General features: G+C 66.8%; 25 protein-coding genes. 15 read left to right on the top strand and 10 right to left on the bottom strand.

The window, feature by feature from the left end:
- Positions 1-7 precede the first annotated feature (7 nt).
- The 5 genes from CY658_RS20130 to CY658_RS20110 are packed head-to-tail and all read right to left on the bottom strand — an operon-like array spanning position 8 to position 2827.
- Positions 8-406 (bottom strand): diacylglycerol kinase, encoded by a 399-nt coding sequence (locus tag CY658_RS20130; RefSeq protein ID WP_101491853.1) that lies wholly within the window; start codon positions 404-406, stop codon positions 8-10.
- On the bottom strand, positions 403-963 hold the full coding sequence (locus CY658_RS20125; protein WP_101491852.1) for an RDD family protein: 561 nt from the start codon (positions 961-963) through the stop codon (positions 403-405). The genes CY658_RS20130 and CY658_RS20125 overlap by 4 nt, the downstream gene beginning before the upstream one ends.
- A gap of 12 nt (positions 964-975) precedes the next feature.
- Positions 976-1779: a DUF3106 domain-containing protein gene (locus tag CY658_RS20120; RefSeq protein WP_257884934.1), complete on the bottom strand. Its 804-nt coding sequence runs from the start codon at positions 1777-1779 to the stop codon at positions 976-978.
- 59 nt (positions 1780-1838) lie between these two features.
- Complete coding sequence (locus CY658_RS20115) at positions 1839-2264, bottom strand: DUF3619 family protein (protein ID WP_101491850.1); 426 nt, start codon at positions 2262-2264, stop codon at positions 1839-1841.
- Positions 2261-2827 (bottom strand): RNA polymerase sigma factor, encoded by a 567-nt coding sequence (locus CY658_RS20110; protein ID WP_101491849.1) that lies wholly within the window; start codon positions 2825-2827, stop codon positions 2261-2263. Before CY658_RS20110 ends, CY658_RS20115 begins: the two co-directional genes overlap by 4 nt.
- Positions 2828-3110: 283 nt before the next feature.
- Between CY658_RS20110 and CY658_RS20105 the strand changes: the two genes are divergently transcribed.
- The 7 genes from CY658_RS20105 (at position 3111) to CY658_RS20075 (ending at position 12461) form a co-directional block, all read left to right on the top strand.
- On the top strand, positions 3111-4895 hold the full coding sequence (locus CY658_RS20105; RefSeq protein ID WP_101491934.1) for an acetolactate synthase 3 catalytic subunit: 1785 nt from the start codon (positions 3111-3113) through the stop codon (positions 4893-4895).
- Positions 4896-5001: 106 nt separating this feature from the next.
- Positions 5002-5493, top strand: coding sequence for an acetolactate synthase small subunit (gene ilvN, locus CY658_RS20100; RefSeq protein ID WP_099789850.1), 492 nt, complete (start codon positions 5002-5004; stop codon positions 5491-5493).
- Positions 5494-5641: 148 nt separating this feature from the next.
- Entirely contained in the window at positions 5642-6658 is a 1017-nt protein-coding gene (ilvC, locus tag CY658_RS20095; RefSeq protein ID WP_062478069.1) for a ketol-acid reductoisomerase, read from the top strand.
- Positions 6659-6851: 193 nt separating this feature from the next.
- Positions 6852-7676 (top strand): CDP-diacylglycerol--serine O-phosphatidyltransferase, encoded by an 825-nt coding sequence (gene pssA, locus CY658_RS20090; protein ID WP_056580207.1) that lies wholly within the window; start codon positions 6852-6854, stop codon positions 7674-7676.
- A gap of 208 nt (positions 7677-7884) precedes the next feature.
- A complete protein-coding gene (gene leuA / locus CY658_RS20085) occupies positions 7885-9588 on the top strand; it encodes a 2-isopropylmalate synthase (protein ID WP_101491848.1) in 1704 nt (567 codons plus the stop codon).
- A gap of 53 nt (positions 9589-9641) precedes the next feature.
- Positions 9642-11180, top strand: a complete 1539-nt coding sequence (locus CY658_RS20080) for a 2-isopropylmalate synthase (protein WP_099789844.1) — start codon at positions 9642-9644, stop codon at positions 11178-11180.
- Between the two features lie 117 nt (positions 11181-11297).
- Positions 11298-12461, top strand: a complete 1164-nt coding sequence (locus CY658_RS20075) for a serine hydrolase (protein ID WP_101491847.1) — start codon at positions 11298-11300, stop codon at positions 12459-12461.
- A gap of 110 nt (positions 12462-12571) precedes the next feature.
- Here the strand turns inward: CY658_RS20075 and CY658_RS20070 are convergent, their stop codons facing one another.
- Genes CY658_RS20070 through aat form a run of 3 tightly spaced genes read right to left on the bottom strand, consistent with a single transcriptional unit; the run spans position 12572 to position 14939 of the window.
- The gene (locus tag CY658_RS20070) at positions 12572-13396 is read right to left on the bottom strand and encodes an IclR family transcriptional regulator (RefSeq protein ID WP_070060913.1); all 825 of its coding nucleotides are present in this window, start codon (positions 13394-13396) and stop codon (positions 12572-12574) included.
- Positions 13397-13427: 31 nt separating this feature from the next.
- Positions 13428-14177, bottom strand: coding sequence for an arginyltransferase (locus CY658_RS20065; RefSeq protein ID WP_101491846.1), 750 nt, complete (start codon positions 14175-14177; stop codon positions 13428-13430).
- 6 nt (positions 14178-14183) lie between these two features.
- The gene (aat, locus tag CY658_RS20060) at positions 14184-14939 is read right to left on the bottom strand and encodes a leucyl/phenylalanyl-tRNA--protein transferase (protein ID WP_101491845.1); all 756 of its coding nucleotides are present in this window, start codon (positions 14937-14939) and stop codon (positions 14184-14186) included.
- Between the two features lie 226 nt (positions 14940-15165).
- Between aat and CY658_RS20055 the strand changes: the two genes are divergently transcribed.
- From CY658_RS20055 to CY658_RS20040, 4 genes are read left to right on the top strand one after another with little or no spacing between them, the layout of a single operon-like run.
- Positions 15166-17496, top strand: a complete 2331-nt coding sequence (locus CY658_RS20055) for a xanthine dehydrogenase family protein molybdopterin-binding subunit (protein ID WP_101491844.1) — start codon at positions 15166-15168, stop codon at positions 17494-17496.
- Positions 17497-17535: 39 nt separating this feature from the next.
- Positions 17536-18450: a helix-turn-helix domain-containing protein gene (locus CY658_RS20050; protein ID WP_101491843.1), complete on the top strand. Its 915-nt coding sequence runs from the start codon at positions 17536-17538 to the stop codon at positions 18448-18450.
- Positions 18429-18791, top strand: a complete 363-nt coding sequence (locus tag CY658_RS20045; RefSeq protein WP_099789834.1) for a VOC family protein — start codon at positions 18429-18431, stop codon at positions 18789-18791. The genes CY658_RS20050 and CY658_RS20045 overlap by 22 nt, the downstream gene beginning before the upstream one ends.
- A 19-nt stretch (positions 18792-18810) precedes the next feature.
- The gene (locus CY658_RS20040) at positions 18811-19236 is read left to right on the top strand and encodes an SRPBCC family protein (protein WP_101491842.1); all 426 of its coding nucleotides are present in this window, start codon (positions 18811-18813) and stop codon (positions 19234-19236) included.
- Here CY658_RS20040 and pobA read toward each other — a convergent pair.
- A complete protein-coding gene (gene pobA, locus CY658_RS20035) occupies positions 19206-20387 on the bottom strand; it encodes a 4-hydroxybenzoate 3-monooxygenase (protein WP_101491933.1) in 1182 nt (393 codons plus the stop codon). The two genes, CY658_RS20040 and pobA, sit on opposite strands and share 31 nt — an antisense overlap.
- A gap of 165 nt (positions 20388-20552) precedes the next feature.
- Here pobA and CY658_RS20030 point away from each other — a divergent pair, with 165 nt between their 5' ends.
- The 4 genes from CY658_RS20030 (at position 20553) to CY658_RS20015 (ending at position 25074) form a co-directional block, all read left to right on the top strand.
- On the top strand, positions 20553-21323 hold the full coding sequence (locus CY658_RS20030) for an IclR family transcriptional regulator domain-containing protein (protein WP_099789830.1): 771 nt from the start codon (positions 20553-20555) through the stop codon (positions 21321-21323).
- 63 nt (positions 21324-21386) lie between these two features.
- Entirely contained in the window at positions 21387-22046 is a 660-nt protein-coding gene (locus tag CY658_RS20025; protein WP_056580229.1) for a response regulator, read from the top strand.
- Positions 22047-22155: 109 nt separating this feature from the next.
- Positions 22156-23499 (top strand): ATP-binding protein, encoded by a 1344-nt coding sequence (locus tag CY658_RS20020; protein WP_101491841.1) that lies wholly within the window; start codon positions 22156-22158, stop codon positions 23497-23499.
- Between the two features lie 87 nt (positions 23500-23586).
- A complete protein-coding gene (locus tag CY658_RS20015) occupies positions 23587-25074 on the top strand; it encodes a Do family serine endopeptidase (RefSeq protein WP_101491840.1) in 1488 nt (495 codons plus the stop codon).
- 18 nt (positions 25075-25092) lie between these two features.
- On the opposite strand, the gene CY658_RS20010 is transcribed toward CY658_RS20015, so the two are convergent.
- On the bottom strand, positions 25093-26922 hold the full coding sequence (locus tag CY658_RS20010; protein ID WP_257884933.1) for a sensor histidine kinase: 1830 nt from the start codon (positions 26920-26922) through the stop codon (positions 25093-25095).
- Positions 26923-26936: the final 14 nt, after the last annotated feature.

Genomic DNA, 26936 nt, shown 5'->3' with positions numbered 1-26936 from the left:
GACCTGCTCATGACACGAAGCGTTGCCACAGGGCCGCAGCCCAGATGCCGCCGCACAGCGTGAGCGACAGCAGAACGGCGGCGCTGCCCATGTCCTTCGCGCGCTTGGAGAGGTCGTGCCACTCGGGACCGATGCGGTCGATGGCGGCTTCGACCGCCGTGTTGAGCAGCTCGACGATCATCACGAGGACGGCGCTGCCGGCGAGCAGCGCGACCTCGACCCAGCTGCGTCCCAGCCAGAAGGCGGCCGGGATCATGAGCATCGACAGGATGGCTTCCTGGCGGAAGGCCGGCTCGGTCCAGCCGGCGCGCAGGCCGTGCAGCGAGATCAGGGTGGCATGCCAGACGCGCTCGAGGCCCTTGCGGGCCTTCTGCGGGTTCACGGCGGGGTCGGGCAGGGCACTCATGAGCGGCTCATCGGCTTGGAGGTGATGAGCCGCGTACCGGCCCAGGCGTCGTGCCAGAACTGGCGGTCGGGGTGAAAACGGGCCAGCAGGGCCCAGACGGCGACCCAGCCGAAGATCAGCACGGTCGATTCGCCGCCCGACAGCTTGAACGGGGCGATGGCGGCGAGCGGCGGCAGGAACCAGATCCAGCTCAGCAGGTAGCGCACCAATGCGCGGCCCTGGGTGACGGGCCGGCCGTGGCGGTCGACGATGCGAATGTTCCAGGTCTTCATGGCCAGTGTCTGGCCCTTGGCCCAGAACCAGACGAAGTAGACGCCGAACACCACGAAGAGAAAAGCCTGGAGCAGGTGTCGCCGCTCGTCCATGGCGTCGCGCATCTGGCCCAGCGTGCTGAACAGCCAGCCGGACACGAACACGACCGCGAACAGCAGCATGCCTTCATAGAGCCAGCACGCCATGCGCCGCCACAGGCCAGGCGCTGCGGGAGCGTTGGGAGTGGAAGCAGAGGGCGAGGCGGACTGGCCGGGTCCCGAGGCCTCGGGCGAACTGGAAACCATCGAAACCTTCGGTCAGGGGGCGGAGGACGAGGCTGCGGGCGCCGATGCCGCGGACGGCGCCGGCACCTGGGCTTCGGCGGGCACCGGCGGCGGCGTGATGCTGCTCGGCGCCGAGGCGGGCGGCACGGCGATGACGCTGGCCGGTGTGGGCGCGCGTTCCGGTGCAGCAGGCGAACTCACCACGACGGCCGCCGGCGGCAGCACGAGCGTGGGGAGCGTGGCCGGCACGATGCGGGGTGTGTGCTGTCCGGGCGGCGTGACAGCCGGCACGGGCACGAGTTTTTGCGATGAGACCGGGCGTACTGGCAGGGCGGCGCCGCGGGGCTTGGGCGGTGCGCTCTCGGCGAGCTTGCGTTTTTCTTCTTCGCTCAGCGCCTGGTATTGCTCCCACTTGAGCCGGCGCTCATCAGCAGGCACGCGCTTGACCTCGGCGAAATTCAGGCGGGCCTGGGCGCGCTGCTGGTTGCTCAGCGCTGCCCATTCGATCATGCGGCTGTGCAGCGTGACCTGGTCGTCGGCGGGCATGTTGGCGTAATTGCGCGACAGCGCCAGCCACTTGCGCTTTTGTCCGACGTTCAGCGTGTTCCAGTGGGTGATCAGCGGCTTCAGGGCCTGCTGCTGCTCGGCGGTCAGGTCGCTCCAGAGCGGCTTGGTCGTGGCGACCGCCTTGGGGCTGGCCGCGCCGTGGACGGCTGCAGCGTGCGCGGCGGATTTGGTGGTGTCGGGCAACGTTTGCGCGCCGGCCAGGGTCAGGCCGAAAGTGGCGGCGGCCAGCGCACCCGCCCAAACGACAACGCCCGCCTGGAGCGGGCGCAACGGAAGCAGGGCTTTCGCGCGGAGAACAGAGCGGCGGCGCATTCGGTCGAGGTGGGTGTTCAATCGGAGGCGCTGTCGGCCTTCAGGAATTGGGCGAAGCCGGGATCGGTGTAGGCGGCGGGCGGCAGGTCGCCCGTCAGCAGGGCCGAGTCGACTTCGGCGAGTTCGCTGGCACGATCGTCGTCCTGCATCACGCTGATGGTGATCAGGCCGGCCACCAGGGCGAGCAGGGGCACCACGGAACCGATGCGGGTCCACCAGCTGCCGCCCAGCGTGACCGTGTGGCCCGCCTGGACCGCAACGGGCGCCATGCGCAGTTGCGGTGCCTGCTTGCGCGCGGCCACGGCCTGCGAACGGGCAATGCGCAGACGCTCGCTGATGTCGTGCGGCAACGCTTGATTGCCGTCCGACAGCCGGGCCGCCAGCCGTTGGCCGAAGCGGTCTTCTGCAGCGTTGGATTGAGAGGTTGGAACCTTGGTATTCATAGCGATATTCCCTTGGCTTTGAGCGCCTTGCTCAGAGCGTGGACGGCTCGCGAACAATGGGTTTTGACGCTGCCCTCGGAGCAGCCCATTGCGGCGGCCGTCTCTGCGACGTCCATTTCCTCCCAGTAACGCATCAGGAAAGCCTCGCGTTGACGGCCGGGCAAAGCCGCGATCTGTTCTTCGATGGCGTGAAAGACCTGGCTGCGGCGGATGGTGTCTTCGGCGCTCTCCGATTCCCTGGAGTCGGTTGGCGAGACAAAGTTCTCCAGCAGATCGAAATCTTCGCCGTTGTCGGCCGGTTCGAAGTCGCTGAGGTTGGAGAAAAGGGCGCGGCGGGTCTTCTGGCGGCGGAACCAGTCGAGCGTGCAGTTCGACAGGATGCGCTGGAACAGCATCGGCAGTTCCTCGGCAGGCTTGTCGCCGTAGTGCTGCGCCAGCTTCATCATGCTGTCCTGCACGATATCGAGTGCCGCTTCTTCGTCCCGCACGTGATAGACCGAGCGCTTGAAGGCCCGTCGCTCGACGTTTTTCAGGAAGTCGGAGAGTTCGTGTTCAGTAGCCAAATGAGAGGGGGCGGCGGGATGCGCCGCGTGGGGAGGGTGTTTGGCGAACGCTTATGTTTTTATGCGGCGGATTATGCCTTTGTGCCAAGACAGGGCACCTGAAGCGAGTCTGAACGCGCGGGTAGTGTCATAATCCGCGTTGCAAGTCAAAAGGCAAACGGGTCACGGTCCGGCGGAACATCAGTCCGCTCATGGCTTTGGCCTCAAGTCCTGGCGCGGCCCCACAAGGGCTGGCAAGGGGCACCCAAGGTTTTTCGTTCCCGAAAAAACACAAAGGTTGATCATGGAAATCTCGAAGGCGGAACTCGCTTCCGCAGCAGCCGCGTCCTCTGGCGCCGGCAACACCACGCAAGAACTCATGGGCGCTGAAGTGCTGATCAAGGCACTGCAGGCCGAGGGCGTTCAGTACGTCTGGGGCTATCCCGGCGGCGCGGTTCTCTACATCTACGACGCGTTCTACAAGCAGGACACCATCCAGCATGTGCTGGTGCGCCACGAACAGGCCGCCGTCCACGCAGCCGACGGCTATGCGCGCGCCACCGGCGAAGTCGGCGTGGCCCTGGTCACTTCCGGCCCCGGCCTGACCAACGCGGTCACCGGCATCGCGACGGCGTACATGGACTCGATCCCGATGGTGATTATTTCCGGCCAGGTGCCGACGGCCGCCATCGGTCTCGACGCCTTCCAGGAATGCGACACGGTCGGCATCACGCGCCCCATCGTCAAGCACAACTTCCTCGTCAAGGATCCGAAGGATCTGGCCATGACGATGAAGAAGGCCTTCCACATCGCACGCAGCGGCCGTCCCGGCCCCGTGGTGGTGGACGTGCCGAAGGACGTGTCCTTCAAAAAGACTCCGTACAGTGGCTATCCCGACAAGGTCGAGATGCGCTCGTACAACCCGGTGCGCAAGGGCCACGGCGGGCAGATCCGCAAGGCACTGCAACTGCTGCTGGCGGCCAAGCGCCCGTACATCTACACCGGCGGCGGCGTGCTCCTGGGCAATGCCTGCAACGAGCTGCGCACGCTGGTCGACATGCTCGGCTACCCGGTCACGAACACGCTGATGGGCCTGGGCGCCTACCCGGCGAGCGACCGCAAGTTCCTCGGCATGCTGGGCATGCACGGCACCATCGAAGCCAACAACGCGATGCAGAACTGCGACGTGCTGCTGGCCGTGGGTGCGCGCTTCGACGACCGCGTGATCGGCAATCCAAAGCACTTCGCACAGAACGAACGCAAGATCATTCACGTCGACATCGACCCGTCGAGCATTTCCAAGCGCGTGAAGGTCGACATCCCGATCGTCGGCGACGTGAAGGACGTGCTCACCGAGCTGATCTCGATGATCCGCGAGAGCACCGCCAAGCCCGATGCCGGCGCATTGGCTGACTGGTGGAAGACCATCGAGAGCTGGCGCTCGCGCGACTGCCTCAAGTACGACCGCGACAACAAGGACGTGATCAAGCCGCAGTTCGTGGTCGAAACCCTCTGGAACATGACCAAGGACGCCGACACGTACATCACGTCGGACGTCGGCCAGCACCAGATGTGGGCTGCCCAGTACTACCGCTTCGACGAGCCGCGCCGCTGGATCAATTCGGGTGGCCTCGGCACCATGGGCGTGGGCATTCCCTACGCCATGGGCATCAAGCTCGCCAAGCCCGATTCGGAAGTGTTCACCATCACCGGCGAAGGCTCGGTGCAGATGTGCATCCAGGAGCTTTCGACCTGCCTGCAGTACAACACGCCGATCAAGATCTGCTCGCTCAACAACCGCTACCTGGGCATGGTGCGCCAGTGGCAGGAGATCGAGTACTCCGGCCGCTACAGCCACAGCTACATGGACGCGCTGCCCAACTTCGTGAAGCTCGCCGAGGCCTATGGCCACGTCGGCATGCTGATCGAACGTCCACAAGACGTGGAGCCGGCGCTGCGCGAGGCGCGCAAGCTCAAGGACCGCACGGTGTTCATGGATTTCCGTACCGACCCCACCGAGAACGTGTTCCCGATGGTCAAGGCCGGCATGGGCATCACCGAGATGCTGCTGGGTTCCGAAGATCTCTGATCCGGAACGTTCGTTCGCTCAACTTTTTACTGACGAATCTATTGCCCGCCGAGCCCGCGCATTACCGTGCACGGGGGAGGGCGGCGAAAAGAGGAGTCACGCCAACATGAAACACATCATTGCAGTGCTGCTGGAAAACGAGCCGGGTGCTCTTTCCCGCGTGGTGGGCCTTTTTTCGGCCCGTGGGTACAACATCGAATCGCTGACCGTGGCGCCGACTGAGGACGCAAGCCTCTCGCGCATGACCATCGTCACCAACGGTTCAGACGACGTGATCGAGCAGATCACCAAGCACCTGAACCGCCTCATCGAGGTCGTGAAGGTGGTCGACCTGACCGAAGGCGCCTACACCGAGCGCGAGCTCATGATGGTGAAGGTGCGCGCGGTGGGCAAGGAGCGCGAGGAAATGATGCGCATGGCGGAAATCTTCCGCGGCCGCATCATCGACGTGACCGACAAGAGCTACACCATCGAGCTCACCGGCGATCACGGCAAGAACGACGCGTTTCTTGAGGCGATCGACCGCAGTGCCATTCTGGAGACGGTCCGTACCGGCGCCAGCGGCATCGGACGCGGCGAACGCATCCTGCGGGTCTGACACCATGATTCGGAGCTCAGTCGTTGCCCGTTCGGGCTGAGCTTGTCGAAGCCTCCGCGCAAGCGGGGACTGCATTGAGCCCTTCGACAGGCTCAGGACGAACGGCACAACAACACACTGCAATTCGCATATCTATCTGGAGAACATCATGAAGGTTTATTACGACAAGGACGCGGACCTGAGCCTCATCAAGGGCAAGACGGTTGCCATCATTGGTTACGGCTCGCAAGGTCACGCGCACGCGCAGAACCTGAACGACAGCGGCGTCAAGGTCGTGGTCGGCCTGCGCAAGGGCGGCGCTTCGTGGGACAAGGTCGGCAAGGCCGGCCTGCAGGTCGCCGAAGTCGCTGACGCCGTGAAGTCGGCCGACGTCGTCATGATCCTGCTGCCCGACGAGCAGATCGCCGCCGTCTACAAGAACGACGTGGCCCCGAACATCAAGGAAGGCGCTTCGCTCGTCTTCGCGCACGGCTTCAACGTGCACTACGGTTTCGTGCAGCCGCGCGCCGACCTCGACGTGTGGATGGTTGCTCCCAAGGCTCCGGGTCACACCGTGCGCGGCACGTACACGCAAGGTGGCGGCGTGCCGCACCTGATCGCGGTGCATCAGGACAAGAGCGGCAAGGCGCGTGACCTCGCGCTGAGCTACGCCACCGCCAACGGCGGCGGCAAGGCTGGCATCATCGAGACCAACTTCCGCGAAGAAACCGAGACCGACCTGTTCGGCGAACAAGCGGTTCTGTGCGGCGGCACGGTCGAGCTGATCAAGGCCGGTTTCGAAACGCTGGTGGAAGCCGGCTACGCGCCCGAAATGGCGTACTTCGAATGCCTGCACGAGCTGAAGCTGATCGTGGACCTGATCTATGAAGGCGGCATCGCCAACATGAACTACTCGATCTCGAACAACGCCGAGTACGGCGAGTACGTCACGGGCCCGCGCATCGTGACCGACGAGACCAAGAAGGCCATGAAGAAGGTCCTGCAGGACATCCAGACCGGCGAATACGCCAAGAGCTTCGTGCTCGAAGCCGCTGCCGGCCAGCCGGTGCTGATCAGCCGCCGTCGCCTGAACGCCGAGCACCAGATCGAAGTTGTCGGCGAAAAGCTGCGCGCGATGATGCCCTGGATCAAGAAGAACAAGCTGGTCGACCAGACCCGTAACTGATCTTCAGAGGCAAGAGCCAAGAGGGTGCTTCGGCACCCTGTTTCGCAGGGCCACCCGTCGCGGTGGCCCTTTTGTTTGAAGGGGAGCGCACAGGTCCCCTGAACTACACTGCGAAGCATGCGATTCACAGACCAAGACGCTATCGAATGGATAGCTGATCGGGCAGTTCCCACGAGGGACGGAGGCCATTTCAATGCATGACGACACGCTCCCCGACGATGTGCAGCCGCGCAAGCGTCGCAAGGGCATCTACATCCTGCCGAACCTGTTCACGCTGGCGGCGTTGTTCGGCGGCTTCTACTCGGTCGTGATGGCCATGAACGCGCGCTTCGACCTCGCCGCGCTCGGCGTGTTCGCCGCGATGATCCTCGACAGCCTCGACGGCCGCGTGGCGCGCATGACCAACACGCAGAGCGCGTTCGGCGAGCAAATGGACTCGCTGTCCGACATGGTGTCGTTCGGCGCCGCGCCTGCGCTCATCGCTTACGAGTGGTCGCTCAAGGGGCTGGGACGCTGGGGCTGGATTGCCGCCTTCGTGTACTGCGCCTGCGCGGCACTGCGGCTTGCGCGCTTCAACGTCAACACGGGCGTGGTCGACAAGCGCTGGTTCCAGGGGTTGCCGTCGCCGGCGGCCGCAGCACTCGTGGCCGGCTTCATCTGGCTGATGACCGAGTGGGGCAAGCGCGGCGGCGAGGTGCTGTACCTCTCGTGGACGCAGATCACGTGGATCACTTTCGCGTTCACGCTCTATGCCGGACTCTCGATGGTCACCAACGCGCCGTTCTACAGCTTCAAGGACGTCCAGATGAAGAAGAGCGTGCCCTTCGTCGTGATCGTGCTGATCGCGCTGGGCATCGCGGTCATCAACATCCATCCGCCGACGGTGCTGTTCAGCCTGTTCGTGGCCTACGGCCTGAGCGGCTACGTGGTGTACGCATGGCGCAAGGCCAAGGGCCAGCCGGTGAGCGTGATCAGCACCTCGACCGAAGAGCCCGACGAGCGGGGGCTGCACAACTGAAGTCCCGGGCCTTCACAGGCCCGCGAAGGCTGTGCTACATTCGCAACCCTCATGACCAAGATTTCGCTGCTGGCCCTACTAGCCCTCCCTCACGGGCGGAGACGGTAGCGCACGCGCTAATCCCTCATCACGGCCCGTTCGCACCAGCAACGGGCCGTTTGTCTTTTGGGGTTGCTGGTTGAGTTCCAACCATCACAGAGAAATCGACATGTTGAAGCAACCTCAAGCCAAGTACCGCGCATTCGCACCGATCGGCCTCAAGGACCGCACCTGGCCCGACGCCGTGCTGACCAAGGCCCCGATCTGGCTGTCGACGGACCTGCGCGATGGCAACCAGGCGCTGGTCGAGCCCATGGACATCCCGCGCAAGATGCGCATGTTCGAGACGCTCGTGGCCATCGGCTTCAAGGAAATCGAGGTCGGCTTTCCCTCGGCGTCGCAGGTCGAATTCGACTTCGTGCGCAAGCTCATCGAGGAAGACCGCATTCCCGACGACGTGACGATCCAGGTGCTCACGCAAGCGCGCGACCACCTCATCGAACGCACCTTCGAAGCGCTGCAAGGCGCACCGCGCGCTATCGTGCACCTCTACAACGCCGTGGCTCCCGTGATGCGCCGCGTGGTGCTCGGCATGGACGAAGACCAGATCGTTGAACTCGCGAGCAGCCATGCCCGCATGTTCAATGACTTCGCCGCCAAGCAGCCGGCCACGAAGTGGACCTTTCAGTACTCGCCCGAAATGTTCTCGGGCACCGACGTGGTCTTCTCCAAGCGCGTCGTCGATGCGGTCACGGCGGTGTGGGCTCCGACGCCCGAGCGCAAGTGCATCGTCAACCTGCCCACCACGGTCGAGCATTCCACGCCGAACATCTTCGCGGACATGATCGAGTGGATGCACCGCAACCTTGAGCGTCGTGATTCGATCGTGCTGTGCGTGCACCCGCACAACGACCGCGGCACCGGCACGGCGGCCGGTGAACTGGCCTTGATGGCGGGCGCCGAGCGCATCGAAGGCTGCCTCTTCGGCAACGGCGAACGCACGGGCAACCTCGACCTCGTGAACGTCGCGCTCAATCTCTACACGCAGGGCGTTTCACCCGAACTCGACTTCTCGAACATCGACGAGATCCGCGCCACGGTCGAACACTGCAACCAGATTCCCGTACACCCGCGCCATCCGTACGTAGGCGACCTCGTCTACACCTCGTTCTCAGGCTCGCACCAGGACGCGATCAAGAAGGCCTTCGCCGCGCGCAAGGACGGCGACATCTGGGACATCCCGTACCTCCCCATCGACCCGAAGGACGTGGGCCGCAGCTACGAAGCCGTGATCCGCGTGAACAGCCAGTCGGGCAAGGGCGGCATGGCCTACCTGCTCGAGAGCGAGTACGGCCTCGAGATGCCGCGCCGCCTGCAGATGGAATTCATGCAGGTCGTGCAGCGCGTGATGGACGTGGGCGGCAAGGAGCTCACCGCCGCCGACCTCTGGCAGATCTTCGTGAACGAGTACGGCATCGAGACCGCCAAGGCCTTGCAGCACCGCGTGATCCAGGAAGAAGGCGAGGGCGCCGAGGCCACGGTGGTGCTGCGCGGCGACCTGCCCTGGGATGGTGAAACGCGCGCCATCGAAGGACGCGGCAACGGCCCGATCGACGCCTTCACGCAGGCACTGAGCCAGGCCACCGGCCACACGGTGCGCGTCATGGACTATCACCAGCACGCCATCGGCGCGGGCGCCGATGCCAAGTCGGTGGCCTACCTCGAACTGCGCGTCGACGAGTCGCAGACGCTGTTCGGTGTCGGCATCGATGCGAACGTGATCTCGGCCTCGCTGAAGGCGATCGTGTCGGGCGTGCAGCGGGCGCGGACCCGCGGCGCGCACAGCGCACAATCGGCGGTTGAAGTCGCCTGACGCACCGGCACCAGCCGCACGCGCAAGGTGGGAACGAACAAAGGAGATCCACAATGACCGACCAACTCATTATTTTCGACACCACCTTGCGCGACGGCGAACAGTCGCCTGGCGCCTCGATGACGCGCGACGAAAAACTGCGCATCGCCAAGCTGCTGGAGCGGCTCAAGGTCGACGTCATCGAAGCGGGCTTTCCGGCCAGCTCGAACGGCGACTTCGAGGCCGTGAAAGCGATTGCCAATGCGATCAAGGACGCGACGGTGTGCGGCCTCTCGCGTGCCAATGACCGTGACATCGCACGCGCGGCCGAAGCCCTGAAGGGCGCGGCGCGCGGGCGCATCCACACCTTCATCGCGACCTCGCCCCTGCACATGGAGAAAAAGCTGCGTATGTCGCCCGACGAGGTGCATGAGCAGGCCAAGCTGGCCGTGCGCTTTGCGCGCAACCAGATCGCCGACGTCGAATTCAGCCCCGAAGACGGCTACCGCAGCGACCCCGACTTTTTGTGCCGCGTGCTCGAAACCGTGATCAACGAGGGCGCCACCACCATCAACGTGCCCGACACCGTCGGCTACGCCATTCCCGAGCTGTACGGCAACTTCATCAAGATGCTGCGCGAGCGCATTCCCAACAGCGACAAGGCGATCTGGTCGGTGCATTGCCACAACGACCTCGGCATGGCCGTGGCGAATTCGCTGGCCGGCGTGAAGATCGGCGGCGCGCGCCAGGTCGAGTGCACGATCAATGGCCTGGGCGAGCGCGCGGGCAACTGCTCGCTCGAAGAAGTGGTCATGGCCGTGAAGACGCGCAGGGACTACTTCGGGCTCGACCTGAACATCGACACCCAGCACATCGTGGCCGCGAGCCGCATGGTGAGCCAGACCACAGGGTTCGTGGTGCAGCCCAACAAGGCCGTGGTGGGCGCCAACGCCTTCGCACACGCCTCGGGCATTCACCAGGATGGCGTGCTCAAGGCACGTGACACCTACGAGATCATGCGGGCCGAAGACGTGGGCTGGAGCGCCAACAAGATCGTGCTGGGCAAGCTGAGCGGCCGCAACGCCTTCAAGCAGCGCCTGCAGGACCTGGGCGTGACGATGGAAAGCGAAACCGAGGTCAACGCCGCGTTCTCGCGCTTCAAGGAGCTGGCCGACCGCAAGTCTGAAATTTTCGACGAAGACATCCTGGCGCTGGTCAGCGCGGAAGAGTTGTCAAACGTTGGTGAACAGTTCGCTTTTGTCTCTCTCTCCCAGCACAGCGAAACCGGCGAGCGACCCCAGGCCAAGATCGTGTTCACGATCCAGGGCAAGGAAGTCACCAGCGAATCCGACGGCAACGGGCCGGTCGATGCGTCCCTCAAGGCCATCGAGGCCCACGTCAAGAGCGGCGCCGAGATGGTTCTTTACTCTGTAAACGCCATCAGCGGCTCGACGGAAAGCCAGGGAGAAGTTACAGTCCGGTTACAAAACGCAGGGCGGGTGGTCAACGGTGTGGGCGCAGACCCAGACATCGTGGTCGCTTCGGCAAAGGCTTATTTGAGTGCGCTCAACAAGTTACAGAGCCAAGCTGAGAGAGTGGCGGCACAAGGTTAGGTTTTGAGGCGTTCCTTGGTATTCGAATGAAGAAGGGGATGCAAGTAACTGATATTGCGTGCCTTTTTTGATTTGGATACACTGCGGTCCTCGTTTGTTGCCGCTGGAGATTTATTGATGCCTGAAACCCGTCTACGTCGAGTTTCCATCCAGCGGTTCCTACCCGCCTTCAAGTTCCTCGCCGTGGCGCTGTGCGCCTCGGCGTTTTTGCTGCCTGGCGCCCAGGCCGCGAAGAAGGAAAAACCCGCTGCCGCCAAGTCTGCCGTCGCCAAGAAGGCGAAGGCTCCCGTCGAAGCCAAGCGCAATGCGTCGGCTTCCAAGGTGGCGCGCGGTGGTCGCACCGAGCAGGCCGACAAGGTCGTGCGCGGCGGCCGCAACGTCGTGGCCACCATCCGCAAGAAGAACGGCAAGACCGTCGTCGCCGTCCAGCGCCGCTCGGTGGTTCGCGTCGAGACGCCCGCCCGCCAGTCCTTCGGCCAGATGGCCGGTTTGCACGGCACCGAAGACGTGCTCGACCTGAAGTCGAGCGTCGCCCTGGTGATCGACCAGGACACCCACGAAGTGCTGTTCAGCAAGAACGACCACGCCGTGCTGCCTATCGCTTCGCTCACCAAGCTCATGACCGGCCTGCTGATCAGCGAAGCCCGTCTGCCGAACGACGAACTCATCACCATCACGCAAGACGACGTCGACACCGAAAAGGGCAGCCGTTCGCGCCTGACCGTCGGCACCACGCTGTCGCGCGGCGAGTTGCTGCACCTGGCGCTGATGTCCAGCGAAAACCGCGCCGCGCACGCACTGGGCCGCACCTACCCGGGCGGCCTCACGACCTTCGTGAGCATCATGAACGCCAAGGCCCGCATGCTCGGCATGAAGGACACACGCTACGTCGAGCCCACCGGCCTGTCGAGCCGCAACCAGTCGAGCGCGCAAGACCTGGCGCTGCTGGTCAATGCAGCCTATTCCGACGCCACGGTGCGTTCGCTGTCGACGTCGCCGGAGTACCAAGTCGAAGTCGGCAACCGCGTGCTGCAGTTCAACACCACCAACCGCCTCGTGCGCAGCCCTGAGTGGGACATCGGCCTGCAGAAGACCGGCTACATCTCCGAAGCCGGCCAGTGCCTCGTGATGCAGGCCAAGGTGGCCGGGCGCAAGCTGATCATGGTGTTCCTGGATTCGGCCGGCAAGTTCAGCCGCATCGCCGACGCCGAGCGGGTTCGCCGCTGGGTCGAGGCCACGCACGCGGTGTCGGGTCCGCGCGGCTTCCAGGTCGCTGGCTGAGACTGATCGAGCGGGGGAGGCCGTTCAGCGGCCTGCCTGCTGCCCTTGTGAAGGGCCCACCGGCCGACTCGCCGGGGAGAGAGAAGAAAGAGTCGAAAGAAAACGGGCGCTCAGGCGCCCGTTGTCACGTTCGCGCCCGACGCAGGCGTTGCAGCCATGCCGTCCTTGAAGCCCAGCGCGCCCGAGATCTCGTTGGCGGTTGCCTGCAGCTTGGGCAGCCAGCCTTCGTCGAGGCGATCGGCCGGGGCCGAGATCGACAGGCCCGCCACCAGCTTGCCCTGGTCGTCGTAGATGCCGGCGGCCATGCAGCGCACCCCCAGTTCCAGTTCTTCGTTGTCGCGGGCGATGCCGTACTGGCGCGCCTTCGACAGCTCGCGCTCGAGCGCGGGCAACTGGGTGATGCTATTGCGGGTGTGGCCCGCCAGACCGGTGCGCGTGGCGTAGCTGCGCACGCGCTGCGGGTCGTCGGCGGCCAGGAATAGCTTGCCGGTCGAGGTCAGGTGCAGGGCGGCACGGCCGCCGATGGCGCGTACCACCTGCATGCCCGAGCGCTCGCTGTAGGCGCGCTCGATGTACACGATCTCGTCGCCCTGGCGCATGCTGAGGTTGACCGGCTGCTGGGTGAGCTTGTGCAGCTCGCGCATCGGGCCCAGGGCCGCGTCGCGCACATTCAGGCGGCCCTTGACCAGGTTGCCCAGCTCCAGCAGGCGCATGCCGAGGCGGTAGCTGCCGGCTTCCGGCCGGTCGACAAAACGACCGACCGCGAGGTCATTGAGGATGCGGTGCGTGGTCGACGGGTGGAGCCCCGTCTTTTCGCTGATTTCTTTCAGCGAAATGGCCTCTTCGCGCGAGGCCAGAACATCGATCAGCGAGAACATGCGCTCGATGACCTGGATGACGGGAGTGGCGGGAACGTCGGATAGGTTTTTTCTCATGGCGCTGGGCGGTGATGACCGGACGCCAATTTTACCTTGTGAAATTGCTCGGTGCCTGCCAGTGGCCGTCCACCAACACTTCGTGCGGGGAAAAGCGCGCCTTGTAGTTCATCTTGGCGCTGTGCTCGATCCAGTAGCCCAGGTAGACGTGCGGCAGCCCCAGCTTGCGGGCCTGCTCGATCTGCCACAGCACGCTGTAGGTGCCGTAGCCAGCGCCGTCCTCGGGCTCGTAGAAGGTGTAGACGGCCGAGATCCCGTCGCTGAGCACGTCGAGGATCGACACCATCTTCAGCGCACCCGGACTGCCGTCGGGCAGGGTTTCGCGGAACTCGACCAGCCGCGAGTTGACGCGGCTTTGCAGCAAAAACTGGGTGTACTGGTCGATGCTGTCGTGGTCCATGCCGCCGCCCGAGTGGCGACCGGTCTGGTAGCGCAGGTAGAGCTGGTAGTGCTCGGGCACGAAGCACAGCTTGAGCACGCGGGCCTGCAGGTCGGCGTGCTGCTTGGCTGTGCGCCGCTGGCTGCGGTTCGGCTGGAAGCTGTGCGCCAGCACGCGCAACGGAATGCAGGCGCGGCAGCCGTCGCAGTACGGCCGGTAGGTGAACATGCCGCTGCGCCGGAAGCCGCTGAGCACCAGGTCGGAATACGCGTCGTTGTGGATCAGATGGCTGGGCGTGGCCACCTGCGAGCGGGCCTGGCGATCCGGCAGGTAGCTGCAGGGATAGGGCGCCGTCGCGTAGAACTGCAGCGTGTGAAGCGGAAGATCCTTGAGGTGCGTCACGTCACGTCACGTCGAAAGAGAAGGTCGCTCGGAAAGGAGTTCAGACCAGTATACGGGGTCGAATTGCCACTGTGGCCCGTCCTGTTTTCGGGCCTTGGCCACATGCGCGACAAAGCGCGCGCGCGGCATTTCTCGGGCGCCGAGGCTGGCGAGGTGCGCGGTGTTCTGTTGGCAGTCGATCATTTCGACGCCGGCGTGCCGGCACAGTGCGACCAGGCCGGCCAGCGCGATCTTCGAGGCGTCGGGCCGGCGCGTGAACATCGACTCGCCGAACACAGCGCGGCCCAGCGCCACGCAGTAGAGCCCGCCCGCCAGCTCGCCGTCGATCCAGGTTTCGACGCTGTGTGCGTGTCCGGCGCGGTGCAATTCCGTATAGGCCTGCACCATGTCCGGCACGATCCACGTGCCCGATTGGCCGGCGCGCGCCGACTGCGAACACGCCTGGATCACCGTTCCAAAATCGTGATCGATGCGCAGCTCGCAGCCAGGCGTCATGGCAAAGCGGCTCAGGGTCTTGCGCAGCGAGCGATGCCGCCGGAAGTCTTTCACCCGCAGCACCATGCGCGGGTCGGGGCTCCACCACAGGATGGGCTGGTCGTCGCTGAACCACGGGAAAACGCAGCGGCCGTAGGCCTGCATCAAAGTATCGACATCGAGCGATCCGCCGGCCGCCAGCAGGCCGGGCACAGGGTCTCTTTCGTCCCATGCCGACGCGGGGTCGGGCAGTGTGTCTCCGGGTTCGAGCCAAGGCAGTTGTCGCATGGTTGCAGGTATACACGGCTTCTCGCAACGTCCGCCACTTGAGGGAAAATCCCGCTCACACGGGAACAGTCCACAAGGCTGCGGCCCTGGTGCCACCGCCGATGGCACACGAGACAACCCCACAAGACCCGTCGAAAAACCTATAGTGCTCAGCTTGCTTTCGCAGTACCACAGCGGATCCGGCAGGCATGAGCAGAGCGCCGGGGATCAGCACAAGAGGACCACGTTGACCACTGAACCCAACCCCACGCGCTTCGGCAGCGGCCAGGCGGTGCGCCGCCTCGAGGATGAAAGCCTGCTCGCAGGCGCCGGCCGTTACACCGACGACGTCACGCTCTCCGAGCAGGCGCATCTCGTTTTTCTCCGCTCCCCGTATCCGCATGCGCGCATCGTGTCCATCGACACGTCCGCGGCCGTCGGCATGCCCGGCGTGCTGCGCGTGATCACCGGGGCCGACCTGGCCGAGGCCGGCGTCAAGCCGATGCCCGGCGCCGCGGGCTTCAAGCGCGCGGACGGCAGCGACAGCGCCAGCCCGCCGCGCCGCGCCATGGCGCACGAACGTGCGCGCTTTGTCGGCGAACCGGTGGCGTGCGTCATTGCCGACACCGTGCAGCAGGCGCGCGATGCGGCCGAGGCTGTCATGGTCGACTACGAAGAACTGCCGATGGTGGTCGACCTCCCTGGTGCCACCGCCGACGGCGCGCCGCTCCTGTGCGACGAGGCCACGGGCAACATTGCCGCCGAGATGCGCCATGGCAGCAGCGAAGCCGCCACCGCCGCGTTCGAGCGCGCCGCCCATGTCATCGCGCTCGACGTGAACAACCAGCGCGTGGTCGCGCTCACCATCGAGCCGCGCTCCGTGCTCGCCACGCACGACAGCAAGACCGACCGCCTCACGATCCGCATGAGCACCCAGATGCCGTCCGGCGTGCGTGATTCGGTCTGTGCGGCCATCGGCCTCGCGAAGGAAAAAGTGCGCGTGGTCGTGGGCGACGTCGGCGGCGGTTTCGGCATGAAGACTGGCGCCTACCCTGAAGACATCGCGGTCGCCTACGCGGCGCTGCAGGTGGGCCGGCCCGTGAAGTGGGTGGCCGACCGCAGCGAAGAATTCCTCTCGAGCGCGCACGGCCGCGATATCGAGGCGCGCGCCGAAATGGCGCTCGACGCCGACGGCAAGATCCTCGCCCTGCGCATCAAGACGCTCGCCAATGTCGGCGCCTACGCCACCGGCACCGGCGTCGCGATCCAGCTGCTGATCGGCCCGTGGGTGCAGACCAGCGTCTACGACATCCAGACCATCGATTTCCATTTCAAGGCGGTGCTCACCAACACCGCGCCCACCGGCGCCTACCGCGGCGCGGGCCGGCCCGAGGCCATCTTCACCATCGAGCGCCTGATGGACGAGGCCGCGCGCCAGACCGGCATCGACCGCATCGCGCTGCGCCGGCGCAACTTCATCCGCCCCGAGCAGATGCCCTACAAGAACCCGATGGCGCAGACCTACGACACCGGTCAGTTCGAGTCGGTGATGGACCAGGCGCTGCAGCTGGCCGACTGGCAGGGCTTTGAAGCCCGCGCGGCCGAGTCCGCGGCGCGCGGCAAGCAACGCGGCCTGGGCATCGCCACGTTCCTCGAATGGACCGGCGGCAATGTGTTCGAAGAGCGCGTGACCGTGTCGGTGCAGGCCGACGGCGTGATCGAGGTGTTCTCGGCCGTCAACGCCATGGGGCAGGGCATTGCCACTTCGCTCGCGCAGCTGGCCGTCGATGCCTTCGGCGTGCCCATCGAAAAGGTGCGCGTGGTGCTCGGCGACACCGACCGCGGCGACGGCTTCGGCAGCGCCGGCTCGCGCTCGCTCTTCACCGGCGGCTCGGCCGTGCGCATCGGTGCCGAGCGCACCATCGACAAGGCGCGTGAACTCGCGGCGCAGGAGTTCGAGGCTTCCATCGACGACATCGTCTACAGCCGCGGCACCTTCATCGTGGCCGGCACCGACCTCGAGCTCGACCTGTTCACCCTGGCCGCCAAGCAGCCGGGGCGCGAGATCTTTGTCGACTCGACCAGCACCGTGGCCGGCCCGAGCTGGCCCAACGGCTGCCACATCTGCGAGATCGAACTCGATCCGCCCACCGGCGAGATCAGCGTCGTGGCCTACAGCTCGGTCAACGACGTGGGCCGCGTGGTCAACCCGATGATCGTGCGCGGCCAGCTCGAAGGCGGCGCGGTGCAGGGCATCGGGCAGGCGCTGTACGAGCAGGTGGTCTACGACACCGAAACCGGCCAGCCCGTGACCGGCAGCCTCATGGACTACGTCGCGCCGCGCGCCGACATCGTCGACACCATGTTCCAGATGGAGATGGATGAGTCGACGCCCTGCAAGAACAACCCGCTGGGCGTGAAGGGCGTCGGCGAGTTGGGCACCATCGGCGCCACGCCGGCCATCGTCAACGCGGTGGCCGACGCCTTCGCACGCAACGGCCTCGGCGCCCGCGCGCCCCGCCTGCACATGCCGCTGAGCCCGTCGCGGGTCTGGCAGGCGATGCAAACGATCGACTGAGCGCCGCCGGCTGGTGATCGAAGGGCGACGAAAGTCATCATGCGCGTCACCACCGAACTGCAGACCGACGCGATCCGCGTCTCGACCTACCGCTGCGATGCGGGCGTCGGCGCGGCGCCGTTCACCGAGATGCACGAGACGCACTCGGTCTCGTACGTGCGCAAGGGCAGCTTCGGCTGCCGCGCGCTCGGCCGCGACTACGAACTGGTGGCCGGCTCGGTCTTGGTCGGCGCACCGGGCGACGACTACGTCTGCACCCACGAGCACTTCGCCTGCGGCGACGAGTGCCTGTCGTTCCACTTCTCGCCGGGCTTCGTCGACCTGATCGGCGGCGACCGGCGCAGCTGGCGGGCCTCGGCGTTGCCGCCGCTGCCCGAACTCATGGTGCTGGGCGAACTCGCGCAGGTCGCGGTCGAAGGCGGCAGCGACGTGGGCCTGGACGAGCTGGGCATGGGCTTCGCCAGCCGCTTCCTCGACGTGGTGAAGGGGCGCGGCAAACCCGTGACGCCGCCGTCGGCCACGCCGCGCGACCGTCGCCGTGCGGTCGAGGCCGCGACCTGGATCGAGGCCCACGCCGCCGGCGAGATCGGCCTGGAAGACGCGGCCGCCCAGGCGGGCCTGAGCGCCTTCCATTTCCTGCGCCTGTTCTCCCAGGTGCTCGGCGTCACGCCGCACCAGTACCTCGTGCGCTCCCGGCTGCGCCGCGCGGCGCGCCTGCTGGCGGACAGCGACCTTCCCGTGACCGAGGTGGCCTTCGAAGCCGGATTTGCCGACCTGAGCAACTTCGTGCGCACCTTCCACCGCGCGGCCGGCGTGTCGCCACGCGGCTTCCGGCTCGCTGCCAAGGGCGACCGCAAGATTTTCCAAGACCGCCTGGCCGCGCTGCTTCACGATGACCGCTTGATCCACCCTTCAAGCAGAAAGTCATCGCCATGTACGACCACATCGGACTGAAAGTCAAAGATCTCGCCGCGAGCCGGCGCTTCTACGAAGCCGCGCTCGCGCCGCTCGGCCACGTGCTGGGCTCCCACGACGATGAAAGCTACGCCGGCCTCGGCCCCGCCGGCGAACCGGCGCTGTGGCTCTACGCCGCGAAGGATGCCAAGGGCCCGGGCACGCACATCGCGTTCCGCGCGCCCGACCACGCGGCCGTTGCCGCCTTCCACAAGGCCGGCTTGAAAGCCGGCGGCACCGACAACGGCGGCGCAGGGCCGCGCGCCGACTACAGCCCGACCTACTACGCGGCCTTCCTCATCGACCCCGACGGCAACAACGTCGAGGCCGTCTGTCCCTGACCCGAAAGGCACCGACCCCATGGCCACCGTCTACAAGGAATTCATCGTCGAGGTTGATGTGGCGCAGGTGTGGGACGCGCTGCGCGACTTCGGCGCCGTCCACACGCGCCTCGCGCCGGGCTTTCTCACCGGCTGCGAACTCGACGGGCAGGGCGCCCGCATCGTCCACTTTGCCAACGGCCTCGTGGCGCGTGAGTTGCTCGTGGCCCTCGACGACGAGCACCACCGCTTGGCCTACACCGTGACCGACGGCAAGGCCACGCACCACCACGCATCGGCCCAGGTGTTCGCAGATGGCGAAGGCCGTTCGCGCTTCGTCTGGATCACCGATGTGCTGCCCGACGGGCTCGCGGCGTACATCGAACCCATGATGGCGCATGGCGGCGCTGCGATGAAGCAGACGCTGGAGCGCGCTCAGAAGTCCTCGAGCGGCAGCCCCACGTAGTTTTCCGCCAGCGCGGTGGACGCCGCGCGCGAATGCACGAGGTAGTCGAGCTCGGCTTCCTGGATCTTCTGGCCGAAGGCGCCCGTCTCGGGAAAACGGTGCATCAGCGAGGTGAACCACCACGAGAAGCGCTCGGCCTTCCAGACCCGGCGCAGGCACAGGTCGGAATAACGGTCCAGCGCCGAGGCCGACTTCTCGTTGTAGAAAATCTCCAGGGCGCGCGAGAGGTACCCCACGTCGGCGGTCGCGAGGTTGAGCCCCTTGGCGCCGGTCGGCGGCACGATGTGCGCGGCGTCGCCGGCCAGGAACAGCGAGCCGAAGCGCATCGGCTCGGCCACGAAGCTGCGCAGCGGCGCAATGCTCTTTTCGAGCGACGGGCCCGTCACCAGGCGTTCGCGCGCTTCGGGGTCGAGGCGCGCGCGCAGCTCGTTCCAGAAGGCCTCGTCGCTCCAGTTCTCTACCTTCTCTTCGGTCGGCACCTGCACGTAGTAGCGCGAGCGCGTGGCGCTGCGCATGCTGCACAGCGCGAAGCCGCGCTCGGTGTTCGCGTAGATGAGTTCGTGCGACACCGGCGGCACGTCGGCCAGCACGCCGAGCCAGCCGAAGGGGTAGACCTTCTCGTAGGTCTGGATCGCGTCGGCCGGCACGCTGGCGCGGCTCACGCCGTGGTAGCCGTCGCAGCCGGCGATGAAGTCGCACTCGATCTCGTGCGTCTGGCCGTCTTTTTCGTAGCGCACGCGCGGACGGCCGGTGTCGAAGTCGCGCAGGCTCACGTTCGCCGCGCTGTAGATGGTGGTGAGGCCTTCGGCCGTGCGCGCTTCCATCAGGTCGCGCGTCACTTCGGTCTGGCCGTACACCGTGACCTGCTTGCCGCCCGTGAGGCCGTGCATGTCGATGCGGTGGCGCGCGCCCTTGAACAGCAGCTCGATGCCGTCGTGCGGCAGGCCTTCGGCCTTGGCGCGGGTGTCGACGCCTGCGCGTACCAGCAGGTCCATCGTGACCTGTTCGAGCACGCCGGCGCGGATGCGGCCCAGCACGTAGTCGCCGCTCTGGCGCTCCACGATGATGTTGTCGATCCCTGCCTTGTGCAGCAGCTGGCCGAGCAGAAGGCCGGCGGGGCCTGCGCCGATGATGGCGACCTGGGTGCGCATGTTCGTGTCTCCGAATGGGTTTTGCGAAGCGTAGGGCGCGGCCGGCCGGTTGGGGCGGCGGTCGGCGAGGCTCTGTGCGATCATGCGAACGCGTGCGCGATCATCGCGCAACACTTCTTCGGCCGACCGATCGACCGACCCACGACGACGAACTCCCGACGACGAATGACCATCGCCCGCGCCGACTTCATCGAGGGCATCGCCAAGGGGATGGCGGTGCTCGAAAGCTTCGACACCGAGCGTCAGCGCCTCAACGCCACGCTGGCAGCCGAGCGTGCCGGCCTCACGCGCGCCGCCGCCCGACGCCATCTGCTCACGCTGGCCCACCTGGGCTACCTGGAAACCGACGGCAGCTACTTTTGGATGGCGCCGAAGGTGTTGCGCTTCTCGGGCAGCTACCTGGCCTCGTCGCGCCTGCCGCGCGCGCTGCAGCCCACGCTGAACCGGCTCGCGGCGCAGACCGGCGAGTCGTTCTCGGCGGTGGTGCTCGACGGCGAAGAGGTGGTCATCGTTGCGCGCAGCGGCAGCTACGGCACGCCGACGCGCGTGTTGGCCTACGGCCTGCACCTCGGTGCGCGCCTGCCGGCCCACGCCACCTCGACGGGGCGCGTGCTGCTGGCCGCGATGCCTGCCACGCAGCTCACCCAGTGGCTCAAGGGGCGGCACCTGGCGCGGCTCACGCCGCAGACCCTCACCCAGGCGCGCGCCTTGCGCCAGCGAATCGTGCAGGTGCGCAAGGACGACTACTGCTTCGCCAGCGAAGAACACGAGCTCGGCGTGCAGGCGCTGGCGGTGCCGCTGCGCGATATGCAGGGGCACACGGTGGCCGCGCTCAATGTGGTGCTGTCGGGCACGCGCTACCAGGAAGAGACCTTGCAGCGCGAGATGCTGCCGCTGCTGTTCGAGGCGGCACGCGAAGTGCGCTCCCTCCTGTGAACTGAGGCGCGCTGAACTTTCAGCGCCAGTGCGGCCTCGAACCCCCGACAACGGACATCCACCATGCGACTCCTGCTTCTCGAAGACGACGTGATGATCGGCGAGGCCGTGCTCGACCTGTTGCGGGCCGAGCAGTACGCCGTCGATTGGGTGAAAGACGGCGACGCTGCGGAATCGGCATTGCGCACCCAGCAGTACGACCTCGTGCTGCTCGACCTGGGCGTGCCCCGCCGCGACGGCCTGGAAGTGCTGCGCGCCCTGCGTGCGCGCAAGCAGCGCATGCCGGTGCTGATCGCCACCGCGCGCGACTCGGTGCAGCAGCGCATCGAAGGCCTCGATGCCGGCGCCGACGACTACGTGCTCAAGCCCTACGACCTCGACGAACTGCTGGCGCGCATCCGCGCCTTGCTGCGGCGCGCATCCGGTCGCGCCGAGCCGGTGTACGAGCACATGGGCGTGAGTATCAACCCGGCCACGCGCGAGGTCGCGGTGAACGGCGAACCGGTGGTGCTGTCGGCGCGTGAATGGGCGGTGCTCGAACCGCTGCTGGCCCGTCCGGGCATGGTGCTCTCGCGCGCGCAGCTCGAAGAAAAGCTCTACGGCTGGAAGGACGAGATCAGCAGCAACGCGGTCGAGGTGTATGTGCACGGCCTGCGCAAGAAACTCGGTGCGGAGCTGATCCGCAACGTGCGAGGCGTCGGCTACATGGTGCCAAAACTATGACTCCCCCCCAGGCTTCGCGCACTTCGTGTCGCTTCTCCAACCCCCTACCGGGGGCGACGCCTACGGCCCGGCAAAGCCGGTTCCGTGGCGTCCCACGAACGGAGCGCGCATGAACAAAGTTCTGAGCAGTCTGACTGGATCGCTGCGTGCGCGGCTGCTGGTGTTCCTGCTCGCGGCCATCGTGCTCGCGGCCGGCGCGCAGGCGCTGGTGGCCTATCGAACGGTGCTGAAAGAGGCCGACGACATCTTCGACTATCACATGCAGCAGATGGCGCTGTCGCTGCGCGCGGGGCTGCCGCCGAGTGCGGCCGTAGGTGGGCTCGGCGGCGCGGAGCAGAACTTCGAGTTCGTGGTGCAGGTGTGGACGGTCGACGGCGTGCGCATCTTCGAATCAGCAGAAGAAGCGGCGCTGCCGCAGCTCGCGGTGCTGGGTTTTGCCGACGTGCGCGCACGCGGCACGACCTACCGCGTGTTCTCGATGCAGACGCGCGGGCTGGTGATCCAGGTGGCGCAGGACATGGCGGCGCGGCGGAACATGGCCGGCTCGCTCGCGCTGCGCACCATCGTGCCCGTGGCGCTGATGGCGCCGCTGTTGATGCTGGTCGTGTGGTGGGTGGTGAGCCTGTCGCTGGCGCCGGTGGCGCGTGTGCGCCGGCAGGTGGCGTCGCGACAGGCCGACGACCTCTCGCCCGTGAGCGAGGAGAACCTGCCCGAAGAAGTGCGCCCGCTGGTGCAGGAACTCAACCTGCTGTTCGGCCGCGTGCGCCATGCCTTCGACGCGCAGAAGCACTTCGTGGCCGATGCCGCGCATGAACTGCGCTCGCCGCTGGCCGCGCTCAAGCTGCAGGTGCAGGGCCTGCAGCGCGCGCCCGACGACGCGGCGCGCACGCTCGCGGTGAGCCGCCTGTCGGCCGGCATCGACCGCGCCACGCGCCTCGTCGAGCAGATGCTGGCGCTGGCCCGGCACGAGGCCAGCATGGCTGCGGGCGCGAAGCCCGAGACGGTCGATCTGGCCGAGGTGGCACGCCTCGCAATTTCCGATGCGGTGGCGGCCGCGCAGGCGCGCCGCATCGACATCGGCGTTGCGCAGGCCGACGCGGGCGCGACCGTGAGCGGCCAGCCTGAGGCGCTGCGCATGCTGCTGCGCAACCTGATCGACAACGCCGTGAAGTACACGCCCGAAGAGGGGCGGGTCGATGTCGGCATCGTGAAGCGCGCGGACGCGGTGGAGCTGCGCGTGGACGACAGCGGCCCCGGCTTGCCCGAGGCCGAGCGTGCGCGCGTGCTCGATCGGTTCTACCGCTCGGGCGAGCCGCAGGCGCCGGGCAGCGGGCTGGGGCTGGCCATCGTCAAGTCGATTGCCGATCTGCATGGCGCCACGGTGGCGTTGGAAAAGTCTGAGAACCTCGGCGGGCTGTGCGTGCGCGTGGTGTTCGCTCCGCCGCAAGCGTGAGTTCCGCTTAAGCGACGCCTAAGTCAAGGCCGCGACATTCCTTTCATCGTGTTTGCGCTCCGGCGCAGGATTGAAAGGAATCGAAGAATGAAAACCGCCTTGACTTCCCCCCGTGCCCTCGTGATCGCACTGGCCGCTGCCGGCGTGATTGGTGCCGTCGGCGCCGGTGCCTACACCAGCGCCCGCGCCGTGGGTGCGCCGGCCACCGCTGCCGCAGTGGCCGCGCCGGCCGCGATGGTCACCTTGCCCGACTTCTCGACCATCACCTCGCGCGACGGCCCGGCCGTGGTCAACATCAGCGTGACCGGCACCGAGAAAGCCCCGGACGACGACACCATGGCGCAGTTGCAGGGCATCGACCCCGACGATCCGATGTTCCAGTTCTTCCGCCACTTCCAGGGGCAGATGGGACCGCGCGGCCAGCAGCAACAGCAGCAGCGCGCCGTGCCGGTGCGCTCGCAGGGCTCGGGCTTCATCGTGGACCCGAGCGGGATCATCATGACCAACGCCCACGTGGTGAAGGACGCGAAGGAGGTCACCGTCAAGCTGACCGACCGCCGCGAATACCGCGCCAAGGTGCTCGGCGCCGACGCCAAGACTGACATCGCGGTGCTCAAGATCGACGCGAAGAACCTGCCTGTGCTCGCGCTGGGCAACACCAAGGACCTGAAGGTCGGCGAATGGGTGCTGGCCATCGGTTCGCCCTTCGGCTTCGAGAACACGGTGACGGCCGGCGTGGTGAGCGCCAAGGGCCGTTCGCTGCCCGACGACAGCTACGTGCCCTTCATCCAGACCGACGTGGCCGTGAACCCCGGCAACTCGGGCGGGCCGCTGCTCAATGCGCGCGGCGAGGTGGTCGGCATCAACTCGCAGATCTACAGCCGCAGCGGCGGCTACCAGGGCGTGTCGTTCGCCATTCCGATCGACGTGGCCGTGCAGGTGAAGGACCAGATCGTCGCCACCGGCAAGGCCACGCATGCGCGACTGGGCGTGGCGGTGCAGGAGGTGAACCAGGCCTTCGCCGATTCGTTCAAGCTCGACAAGCCCGAGGGTGCGCTGGTCTCGAACATCGAGAAGGGCGGCCCCGGCGACCATGCCGGCCTGAAGGCGGGCGATGTGATCCGCAAGGTCGACGGCCAGGCCATCGTGTCCTCGGGCGACCTGCCGGCCGTGATCGGCCAGCAGGCGCCGGGCAAGAAGGTCACGCTCGAGGTGTGGCGCCAGGGCGAGCGCCAGGAGCTGCAGGCCAAGCTCGGCGATGCGAGCGACAAGCCGGCGCAGGTCGCCAAGGCCGACAACACGGCGGGGCAGGGCAAGCTCGGCCTTGCGCTGCGCCCGCTGCAGCCGCAGGAACAGCGCGCGGCCTCGCTCGACGGTGGCCTGCTGATCGAGGACGTGGCCGGCCCGTCGGCGATGGCTGGGGTGCAGGCCGGCGACGTGCTGCTGGCGATCAACGGCACGCCGGCCAAGAGCCTGGAGCAGGTGCGTCAGGCGGTGGCCAAGGCGGACAAGTCGGTGGCGCTGTTGATCCAGCGCGGCGAGGACAAGATCTTCGTGCCGGTGCGCCTGGGCTGACCGACCGATCTGGCGCGCTCAGGGCAGCGCGCAGGGCCAGTCGAGCGAGACGCGCGTGCCGCCGGCCTGCGCGTCGGCCCGCTCGATCTGCAATCGCGCCCCGATGGCCTGCGCCCGCGAACGCATGTTCGCGAGGCCGTGGCCACCGGGGCGTTCGTTCGCCTGCAGCCCGCGGCCGTTGTCGGTGAGCACGATGCGCACCAGCGGCGGCGTCTGCTCGCCGTGCCAGCCCACATGCATCACGATGCGCGTGGCGGCCGCATGCTTCAGCACGTTGGTGAAAGCCTCGAGCAGGATGCGTTGCAGCTGCAGCGCAGCCTGCGCGGCAAAGGGCGCGAGCGTGGGGATGAGCGCGACGTCCCACACCAGTTCGATGCCAGCGGCATCCAGCCGGGGCTGCAGGCGGTAGCGCAGCGTGGCCAGCACGGTGGTCAGGTCGTCGTGCATGGGCTGCAGCGAATCGACGGCCATGCGCATCTCGTCGAGCGCCAGTTTCACGTGTTCTTCCACCACATTGCGGTCGGGCGCGGGCTGGTTCACCACGTTGAGCAGGCCCACGAGCTGCGAGCCGACGCCGTCGTGGATCTCCCGCATGATGCGCTGGCGCTCCAGCAGCACAGCCTGTTCTTCCTGTTGCTTGCGCACGGTTTCGAAGGCGCCGCGCAGCTGCTCTTCGCGCTCGGCCACGCGCGCGGCGAGGTTGGCGTTGAGCGAGCGGTAGTCGGCCACGGTGCGGCTGTAGCGTTCCACCACGAGGCCGGCCAGGATCATCACGAAGAAGAAGATCGCGTGCGAGGTGAGCGTGTAGTACGCGCCGCCAAAGAGGCCCATGCGCACCAGCAGCAGGTCGTGCGCGCCCGCCAGGATGGCCAGCGTGCCCGCCGCCATCAGCACGCCCGCGATGCGCCGCCGCGCCACCAGCGCACCGTGCACCACGTAGGGCAGGCAGATGGTGCTCGTGACCTGCAGGATCGCCAGGCCGGCGGTCCACAGCACCGGTCGCGCGAAGGCGAAGGAGGCGCAGGCCAGCGCCACCGACAGCGCCAAGGCGCCGTAGATCGATCGCACCAGCCACGGCGGGTTGCGGTCGAGCACCAGCAGCACGAAGCGCGCAATGAGCCCGATGTGGCAGGCATAGCAGACCGCCACCACCGCGCCCCACAGCGGCCAGGGCACGGGCCCTTCGGTCAGCACGCGGTCGAGGTTGCGCGCCACGCCGGAGAGCGCGGCCAGCGCGAAGCAGCCGTAGAGCGCGTCGCGCTGGCGCAGCCACAGCCCGGCGGCCAGGCCGCCCATCAGCAGCAGGCTCACGGCGTAGACGATGGCCGAGGTGTTGCGCCAGTTCTGGTGCGAGCGGTGCAGCGGGGCCAGGGATGCCTCGGGGCCGTAGAGCACGCTGGCCAGGCCGCCGCCGCGCTGGCGCTGCATCGTGGCCTGGATGTGCAGCTCCTGGGTCTGGCCGCTGCCGCGCCGCAGCGCGGCGGCCAGCGGCACCAGGTGGCTGGCCTTGGCGGCGTCATAGGTGGGATCGCCGAGTACGCCGTAGTGGGCGACCAGCGCGCCGTTGAACCACACGGCGACCTGGTTGCCCAGGCCCGACATCACGAGCGCCTGGGCGTCGCCGTCGCGGACTTCGTCGGCGGGCAGCGCGATGCGGTAGCTGGCCTTGCCGCCGCGCCCCGGAAACTCGTGGTCCCAGCGAAAGGGCAGTTCCACCCGCCGCACCTGCAGCGGCAGGCCGTCGGGTTCGAGGCTGGCTTCGGCCCAGCGCACGTCGGTGGTGCCCGGCGGGTTGGCGGCATGGGCGAAGGGCGCTGCAAGGGCCAGCCACAGCAGCAGTAGCAGCACGGCCCGCAGGGAGG

Origin of the sequence: Variovorax sp. RO1 (assembly GCF_002849325.1) — a bacterium.
Taxonomy (GTDB): Bacteria; Pseudomonadota; Gammaproteobacteria; order Burkholderiales; family Burkholderiaceae_C; genus Variovorax.
This window is presented reverse-complemented; position numbering and strand designations above follow the sequence as displayed.